This window comes from Ruegeria sp. YTSA168, from assembly GCF_059610045.1.
The window spans coordinates 1-8,979 of record NZ_JBXWMW010000027.1 but is presented as its reverse complement, the minus strand read 5'-3'; the positions used below and the strand labels follow the sequence as shown (position 1 = coordinate 8,979).

Annotated in this window: 7 protein-coding genes and 1 pseudogene; 1 reads left to right on the top strand and 7 read right to left on the bottom strand. The window is 54.3% G+C overall.

The features are described 5' to 3' along the window. From AC2FFE_RS20750 to AC2FFE_RS20720, 7 genes and pseudogenes are all read right to left on the bottom strand, one after another. Positions 1 to 75 (bottom strand): annotated as a pseudogene (locus AC2FFE_RS20750) (IS6 family transposase); the annotation flags it as partial. Positions 76 to 182: 107 nt separating this feature from the next. Next, positions 183 to 551, bottom strand: a complete 369-nt coding sequence (locus AC2FFE_RS20745) for a hypothetical protein (RefSeq protein ID WP_496821228.1) — start codon at positions 549 to 551, stop codon at positions 183 to 185. A gap of 195 nt (positions 552 to 746) precedes the next feature. Then, complete coding sequence (locus AC2FFE_RS20740; protein WP_496821227.1) at positions 747 to 3,146, bottom strand: trimethylamine N-oxide demethylase; 2,400 nt, start codon at positions 3,144 to 3,146, stop codon at positions 747 to 749. Then, positions 3,143 to 3,514, bottom strand: coding sequence for a cupin domain-containing protein (locus tag AC2FFE_RS20735; RefSeq protein WP_496847598.1), 372 nt, complete (start codon positions 3,512 to 3,514; stop codon positions 3,143 to 3,145). Before AC2FFE_RS20735 ends, AC2FFE_RS20740 begins: the two co-directional genes overlap by 4 nt. Before the next feature lies 1 nt (position 3,515). After that, positions 3,516 to 5,498, bottom strand: a complete 1,983-nt coding sequence (locus AC2FFE_RS20730) for an ABC transporter permease (RefSeq protein ID WP_496847596.1) — start codon at positions 5,496 to 5,498, stop codon at positions 3,516 to 3,518. After that, positions 5,498 to 6,526, bottom strand: coding sequence for a quaternary amine ABC transporter ATP-binding protein (locus AC2FFE_RS20725; RefSeq protein WP_496821223.1), 1,029 nt, complete (start codon positions 6,524 to 6,526; stop codon positions 5,498 to 5,500). The genes AC2FFE_RS20730 and AC2FFE_RS20725 overlap by 1 nt, the downstream gene beginning before the upstream one ends. Before the next feature lie 81 nt (positions 6,527 to 6,607). Then, entirely contained in the window at positions 6,608 to 7,561 is a 954-nt protein-coding gene (locus tag AC2FFE_RS20720) for an ABC transporter substrate-binding protein (RefSeq protein WP_496821222.1), read from the bottom strand. 191 nt (positions 7,562 to 7,752) lie between these two features. On the opposite strand from AC2FFE_RS20720, the gene AC2FFE_RS20715 reads away from it, so the two are divergent. Continuing rightward, positions 7,753 to 8,733 (top strand): LysR substrate-binding domain-containing protein, encoded by a 981-nt coding sequence (locus AC2FFE_RS20715; protein ID WP_496821221.1) that lies wholly within the window; start codon positions 7,753 to 7,755, stop codon positions 8,731 to 8,733. Positions 8,734 to 8,979 lie beyond the last annotated feature (246 nt).

The following is an 8,979-nucleotide window of genomic DNA, read 5'->3' as shown; positions in this document are numbered from 1 at the left end:
GTAGCGTAGGTAGAAGAAAACCGCGTGCAAAATCACGTCTTTCGGAAAATGCGCACCCTTAAATGAGATCGTCACGGCCTGCTCCTGGAACATTCCAGCCCGCGTTAACAGAACTGCGTTCGAATCTGACAGGTTGGGGACGGAGTTTGCGACAGAACCCGGACTCTGTCCCTTTCAACAATTCAGAGAACTGCTCGCATAACAAAGCAAGTCGGATGTATTTCTCTGAACTTCGGTAAACTTCGCAACAGAACCGTTTGGTTTTGCTGACTCTTGTCCTTCTTCGACACGCGGTATGTGCCGAGCTCTGTGATCAGTTCCCGCAAGTTGTAGCTGTCGGGGTGGTTCACAGGGTCGGAAACTGATGGGCTGCCACCTTCGCGACAACCAATAACTTCAAGCCAAGCGTCGCGAAAAAATAGCTCTGCGTTATCGCTTCGATACGAAAATGACCAAAAGCATGAAATGCCCTTGGTGCCAGCCAAGCCCATAAAGGTTTCACAAATTGCGCCTTCGGGAGCGACAGCAGTGGTTTCGTAGCTTTCCAGCATAGTAATCCGATCAAATTCGTCCGCTAAACTGGGTATTCAATACAACGCCAGTAAAGCGACCATGGTGATTTGAAAGAGGGGCAATCTGAAAATGCCCGTTTTAGACAGAATCCCACAGTCGAATGACGAGCGCTTTCTTGAGGCTTGGCAACGATCGGTCATGATCAACTCGAATATCGTCGCCTTTCTTAGCTGCTACTCTGCAGCGTCCGAAACCGTCACTTCTGCGTATATCCCTTTCACACGTTCCTTTGTCGGATCAAAATGCGGGAATGGAACGATCTTGGCTTTCAACCGTTTTTGCTGCCCGTCCAACTGCCCAATTTCAATGTCCGACCCAATGGTAGCATGGGTAACAGAAACCCGGCCCAATGCGATTACTTTGCCAAGAACTGGTGATTTCATTGCGCTTGTAATCTCGCCAACCTGCGCTTTTCCAATGCGCACGCAATCGCCAGGCGAGGGGACCGTGCCGCCTTCGACCTCGAAACCAACCAGTTTGCGGTGCGGGTGTGCCTTGCGCTCTTCGATCGCGGCCCGTCCGATGAAATCGTCGGTTTTTGATTTCAACGGCACAGTAAAGCCGATGCCTGCTTCAAACGGGTCCGTCTGATCGTCGAATTCCGATCCGGCAAAGATCAATCCACCTTCGATCCGCAACATGTCGAGTGCCGCGAGCCCGAGCGGTGCGATGCCATATTCCTCACCGGCTTCCCAAACGCGGTCAAAGATTTCTACCGCATCGTTCGGGTGGCAGAAGATTTCGTATCCAAGTTCACCCGAATAACCGGTCCGGGAAATAACCACTGACGTCCCCTGCACATCGCCCACACGTGCGACGGTAAACCGGAACCATGGCAGTTCTTCGATCGTCGGTTGTTGAGGTGGCGTCCAGAATGTTTTGGAAAGAACGTCGCGACTGTGCCGCCCTTGCACCGCGATGTTGTGTAGCTGGTCTGTCGAACTGCGCACCCAGACATTCATATGGCGTTTGAGTGCCTGCTCCTGCAGCCACAATCCGCTGGTGTCGTTCCCGCCAATCCAGCGGAAGTTTGTTTCACCCAGACGATAAACTGTACCATCGTCGATCATACCGCCGTGCTCATAACACATGGCCGTATAGACGACCTGACCAACACTCAGCTTTTTCATGTTGCGGGTCACACAAAGCTGCATCAACTCTTCTGCGTCGGGTCCGACAACCTCGTATTTCCGCAATGGGCTCAAGTCCATGACGGCAACCTTGTCTCGACAGGCCCAGTACTCGGCAATGGTGCCGTGATTGGTCATCGTGTTGGGTAACCAATAGCCATTGTATTCGACGAAATCACGGGTATGCCGCGCAAAGCAGTCGTGAAACGCGGTTTTTTTGGTTTCTTCCACATCCGCCTCCGCAGATTTTCTGTAGCCGTAGGATCGTTTGAAATCTTCGGTCGCTTTGTAGGTTCGCACCTGAATGTCGGTTGGGTTCCAGCCATTCGCCGGATCGATGTCGCATGGACATCCAGTGCTGACGCAGACCAAATCAGTCAGTGCACGCAGCAGGACGAAGTCGCCCGGTCGTGACCACGGATCGTCCATTCCAATAGCGTTGGTCTCGTCCAGCATTGTATTGAAAAAGAAATTGATTGCCGGCCAGCCTCCGCGGGGCTTGATGCCATACTGATCCAGATCCTTGTTGATATTGTCCGAACAATTCACGTGACCGGGATAGCCAAGGTCTTCGTAGTACCGCGCGGTACAAGCAAGGCCGAAGGTGTCATGCCGTCCGCAAGTGTCCTGTACGATTTCGACCAAAGGCTCTTGATCGACCGACCAGTATTTCGAGAAGATCCCCGGTTGAGGATACAAACTTCCCATCAGGCTGCGGGTTGTCGTCGGGTCAATTTCGCGCTCGATTCCCTGATCCAGTGCACGGCGGCTGAAGGCCTGGAAATCGGAACATTCGCGTCCGCATATATCCACGATCTGTATGAATTCTCCTGCTTTGACCTCATAGGACTTGGCATTGCCGGGCTGAATGTTGATGTCCTTCAAAGGATCAGCCAACGGATCAGGCGGGCCTACATCGGGCTTTTCCAATCCGGGTGCGGAGCGCTGGATATACAAGATGATATCCGTGGGCGGATTGTGGTCCTCTGGGCGCATCGCCTTGCCGGGTGCGGCGACGATCAAAAGGCCATCGTTTTCCGCGACGAAATGCGCCATGTCGCCGGGGCGTGACCCATCTGTGAAAGCACGAATTGCGTCACCTTTTCCGACTTCGAAACCGGCGGTTTCCAGAGCTCGCAGTACCTTTTTCCCTGAAGCGGAGCCATTTGCCAGCGTTGCAATCAACCCTTCGGGTCGCCCATGCCCCTGCGCGCCCAGCATGGCTGCGTCGGAACTCCGGTCAGGAGCAAAAAAGACCATTTCGGCCGGTTGCATTCCATCGCGGTCCAACAGCGTGATGGTATCGCCTTTGGATATCGGAACAGCGCGCGACCCCATTCCTGGAATCGGGTGGCGCTCTGTCCCGTGGGGCAGGATCGGAAGGCCAGGGGCCAGTACCCCGCTCCGTTCGAATGGAACTTCAAAAACCGGCTTCACATTCATAATACACCTTCCTGAATGGATTCCGTCGCACCGCGGTGCGTGACCACCAAAAGACAGCCCGCCTCAGTGTGCGAGCAATGGCTGGATCCCACGGCAAGGCTGACGAAATCCCCTCTGCGATAGCAAAACCCATCGTGATCGGTCAGATCGCCTTCAAGGACAAAGAACTCCTCTGGTCCGTGATGGATGTAGGGGTTCGAGCGTGTGCCCGGCGCCATCTTCATAAGATAGCTGCCTTGCCCGGTCTCCTCATCAAAGCTGACGTTCTTCCACCAAACCTGCTCGTCTGGCAGACCCTTCATCCGCATCCGGATGAATCCTGTATCGTCGAAACGGGCAACACTGCGTCTGTTTTGTAGCTGTGCCATCTCAGTCTAGCCCTAGTCGCTTTTTACGCTGTTCCGCCCAGCTGCTGATGGCCATGTCAAAGGTCAGCGCCATCAGCGACACGTTCATCCCAAGGACAAAGTTCTTGCCCAACTCGGTGCCCGCCAGTGTCCGCTGCAATTCCTGTCCCAGATCCTGCGTGCCGATGAACGCCGCGATGATGACCATGAAGAACGAGAACATGATTGCCTGGTTAAACCCGACCGCCATTGTTGGCAGCGCCAGTGGGAACTGCACCGACATCAGCTTTTGTCGACGGGTCGAGCCGGACATGTCGGCCGCTTCGGTCATTTCCGGCGGTACGCTGCTGAGGCCAATAATCGTGTACCGGATCAACGGTACAGCGGCGAAGATCAGGATCGAGAACACAACAGCCACATCATTGACGCCGAACAACATGATCGCAGGAATCAGGTAGATGAAGCTTGGGAAGGTCTGCGCGGTGTCGCACGCCAGCAGAATGCTATTGGACCAGCGGGTGGATCGGGCCGCGACAACTCCCAGGGGGATACCGATCAGTGTCGCCAGCGCGACCGCTGAAATCACGGTGTAGAGCGTGATAACGGAGCGATCCCACCAGCCCGAGAAAGCCACGATTATAAAGAAGACTGCGGCATAGATGCCGGGTTTGCGACCACCGACCCAATAGGCAAAGGAAACCACCAGCAGTATGAAAGCGGGTGTCGGAATGGCAAGCAACGTGTTCCGGAACGGGATCAGAACCTTGACGTTCAGGAACCAGCGCAACCATTCGGTTGTCCCTTTGATAGCATCGATGGCCAGGAACGACTTGATCACCGCGTCGATTTCCTTGCCCTGGCTCAGATGTTGTTTGCGGCCGACTTCGGCCAGGATCGGGAAGACCTGCGACAGCAGAGTGAACCCAACAAACAGACCCAGCGCGATCAGTGAGATCTGGTGCCGTTTCCACCACGGCGTACCACGTTCGAAATGAACGGGCTGTTTGATGACCCAAGCCTTTGACATCCTATCAAGCATGACCGCCAGAAGAACGATGGTCACACCAATCTCAAAAGAACGCCCGAGTTTGAAGCTGCCCATCATCGCCAACAGTTTGGCGCCAAGGCCAGGCATGCCGATGAAAGCGGTCAGCACCACCATGGCCAGGCACAACATGATCACTTGGTTAACTCCAACCAGAATCTCGGTGCGCGCGGCGGGAACATAGACATGTCGCAGCATCTGCCAGCGGGTACATCCGGACATCTTGCCTGCTTCTACCACTTCGGGGCTGACTTTCTTCAGGCCCAGAGTGGTCATCAGAATCATCGGCGGGATGGCGAAGGTAATCGTCGCGACGGCCCCGGCTGTTGGCCCGACTTTAAAGAAAATCACGGCGGGCAATAGATATGTAAAAAACGGCAGTGTTTGCAGAACGGACAAGATGGGTTTCAGCATCCGCTCGAACCAGCCGTATTTCCAAGCAGCGATACCCAGGGTCAAACCCAGCAGAAAGGCTAGGGGTGCTGCAACCACAATGACGGACATTGTCTGCATGGCCATCTTCCACTGTCCGATCGCTGCGGTCCAGATGAAGGTTCCGGCCCCCAAAGCGGCCAGCTTCCAACCGCCAACAGCATATCCGACGACAGCTGCAACAGCGGCGACTGCTGACCATGGGATTGGCCCCAGATAGGGCCAGCGACGCTTGCCCTCCAAAAGGTTTGCGGATGTGTCCAGCAAAAACTCAAGCGGGCCTTCAGCGATAAAACGGGTAACATAAATTAGGCCAAGGTCGGTTTGAATGAAGCTAAAAATGGCGTCCAAAACCTGTGCCGTCGGCGGTATTGCAGCCTCTGGGATGCGGTTCAGCCATTCAGGCAGAACACCAAAAGCCTTAGCAAGAATCAGCGCAAATGCCGCAATCAACAGAGCAGTAAGCACGCGGGTACGTCCCCACGGTCTGTCCGAAGTTTCCGGCAGTTCAGTGGTCAGCGTCGCCATCACTCGGCTCCGAGCAGAACGTTCAACGCGGCATCGCGTTCCAGAACGCCGGTGACAACGCCCTTATCATCGGCGACCGGCAACAGGATGCGGTTGTCATTGACCAGAACCCGCGCCAATTCGTGGATGGTCGAACCGCCATTGATTGGCGCGCCTTCCAAGGCGTGCCCATTGACCGGCTTTGCCAGTCCCTTCGCGTGCACCACGCGGGCTTTGTCGATGTCCTCGGTGAATTTCGCCACGTATTTCGTGGCAGGGTTCATGACGATCTGATCCGGCGTATCACACTGTTCCACCGCACCGTTTCGCATAATCGCTATCCGGTCCGCCAGGCGCAGCGCTTCGTCAAAATCATGTGTGATAAAGACAATGGTCTTTCCCAGCATTTCTTGTAGACGCAGAAACTCGTCCTGCATTTCGCGCCGGATCAACGGGTCCAAAGCCGAGAACGGCTCGTCAAGAAACCAGATATCCGGTTCAATCGCCAGGGATCGGGCGATACCAACACGCTGCTGTTGCCCGCCGCTGAGTTCACGCGGGAAATATTCTTCACGACCCTCAAGCCCAACCAGCTTCACGACCTCCAGCGCGCGCTCGCGCCTGTCATGACGATCCTGACCACGCATCTCCAACGGAAATGCAACGTTGTCTAAAACTGTTCGATGTGGCAGCAGGCCGAAGGATTGAAACACCATACCCATCTTGTTGCGCCGTAGCTCGATCAAGTCGCGTTCGCTAAGGCTCATAATATCCTGACCGTCAACTTCGATGGTGCCGCCAGTAATGTCGTGCAGGCGCGAAAAGCACCGCACCAAAGTAGACTTCCCTGATCCTGAAAGCCCCATGATGACCAGCATTTCGCCACGGCCAACCTCGATTGAGACGTCCTTGACCCCAGCAATGTACCCATCTGCACGAATCTCATCAAAGCTACGGCCTGCTGGCAGGGAGTTCAGGTAGCTCACGGGCGAGGGTCCGAACAATTTCCAGACATTTTTGGCTGATATCACAGGCGCTGTGGCTGACATGGCTGTTTTTCTTCCTTGTTGAGTGCGGCCTCGCATCGCGGATTGGTCAAGGCCGCACCAGTATTGTCGTATTTGGACGGGTTACGAACTGCAGGCGCTGATCCAGGGATCAACGACACTACGGTTGGCATCTAGCCATTCTTCGGCTGCCTCTTCAGGCTCAAGCTCATCCGTGTCGACCAGCTTCGCCATCTCAGCAATCTGTGGGTTGGTGAAAGAAATCTCGGTCAGGGCGCAATATGCGGCTGGCCATTTTTCTTTCATGCCATCCCAAGCCGCCTTTTTCAGGTAGCCGGAAGCCGGGTTACCACAATCGTACAGGGCATCCGGGTTCGGACCCTTGGACGGATCTTTGTCGCATCCGTCTTCCCACTTCGGGAATTCTACAAACTCACCGGGCCAGACGGCTTCGGCAAAGTTTGGCGTCCAGTTAAATACGAGAACCGGCTTTTTTTCGGCCTCAGCTGCGCCAATCTCGGCCCAAAGTGCTGCGGCAGAGCCAGCGTTGATTACGGTGAAGTTCAGATCAAGCGCTTCGGCTCGTTCTTTGCCATGCTTCAACCAGTCAACTGGACCATCCAGATACCGGCCCTTGTCACCTGTTTCGGCTGTCGCAAACAGGTGAGCACAATCGTTCAGGGCTTGCCAATCGGGCAGGCCCGGGCAGGCCTCCTTGGTCCACATTGGATACCACCAATCTTCGCGCGTGACCGCGTCATGATCACCCGCATCATGCAGACCTCCCTTTTCAAGTGCTGCACGGTAGGATGCGCCAAACGCGCCTTCCCAGACTTCCATTTCCAGTGCCACATCGCCAAGTCGTACCGACTCGTAGACCGCTTGGCTGTCGGTGGTGACGTATTCGACATTGTTGCCCATCTCTTCGAAGATCAGGCCGACAACATTCGACATCACGATCTGGCTGGACCAGTTATGAATTGGGATGACGATCGGATCGCTGCTGTCTTCTGCATTGGCTCCGGTGCCCGCTATCGCTGCCAAGGTTGCAGCAGAAAGTAGGTTTGTAAGTTTCATGTTTGCTCCCTGAGTGACGTTCATTTTGATGTTAGGGCTCTTCCGGCCCCGAATTTGTGCATTCTGCCTAGAAATGCGCTGAACACAGAACAGAGATTTGCGGGGCTTTGGCTATAATTTCTTGAGGCTAAATCAACTTTTCGCTACTTTAACAGTCAGTTGCCTGATCGAAAGCAAACTGATGCGGGCAGATGTTTTTGATTGTGAATACATCCAAAGTGGGAATCAGCTCGCGTATGCCTAAGAAAGCTCCAGTTACCGGTAAGATTCTGCCGCCACTCGACTACTTTCTGGCTTTTGAGGCCGCGGCGAAGGCGCAGAGTTTTGCGCAGGCCAGCAAGGTGCTGAATATTTCTGAAACCGCTATCAGTCGCAAAGTACGTCTGTTGGAACAACACTATGACGTACCCTTGTTTGTCAGAGGCCATCGATCGGTTTCACTGACGCAGCAAGGTGCCATATTGTTGGCCACCGTGGAAAAATCGCTGGACCTGATGCGGGATGTCAGTCGCGATATGCTGGCCAAGCATCAGGCCAACACGGTCTCGATCTCTGCTACCAATTCCGTTGCGTCTCTGTGGTTGATGCCGCAGTTGCGCAAGTTCAACAAATCCAATGGCCGCATCCGTATTTCACTGGTGTCTTCCGACAGCGATGCTGAGTGTCTAGCTGACTCGATGGATCTGACAATCTTGCGTGGGGATGGGGATTGGCCCGGATATGACGCTCAGCTTTTGTTCGGAGAAACGGTGTTCCCGATCTGTAGCCCAGAGTACCTATTAAGTAATCCAGAGGCGGCAACTCTATCTGCCCTGCCGGAGTTGGATCTGATTGAAGTGACGAGCAGTCATGCGGAATGGATGACATGGCATACTTGGCTTAGTGGCAATGGAATACCCACTGCATCGATGGAACGCGCAGTGGCCTTCAACACCTATCCTCTCTCTATACAAGCGGCAGTAGATGGTTTGGGCGTCGCATTGGGTTGGGCCCATCTTGTTGACCCGCTGCTTGAAAGCGGTGCGTTGGTTAGACCAATCCAGGACATATCGGTGCGAACACAGTCGGGGTATTATCTTTTGAAGAGCCCAACACACAAAACATTTCCTGAACGCCGCATCGTTGAGGATTGGTTACTGGGGCTTAGCGCGGGGCGCAAACGCTACGCGTGAGCCGATGGTGCCATCGCGCCCAAAATGTCCTTTCTGTCAAAGTCTCTGCAATTCAGATATTGACCAGTGGGAAAATTTATTTACCTTAAAGAAAGTATCCGATTCCACCCCCGGTCGCAAATACCGGCGGGTTTGAGTTCGTTCGACCTACTTTGCACGGAGCCCAGAACCCAATGAGCTATAAATCTGACATCGAAATCGCGCGTGAGGCGAACAAGAAGCCGATTCAGGAAATCGGTGCCAAGC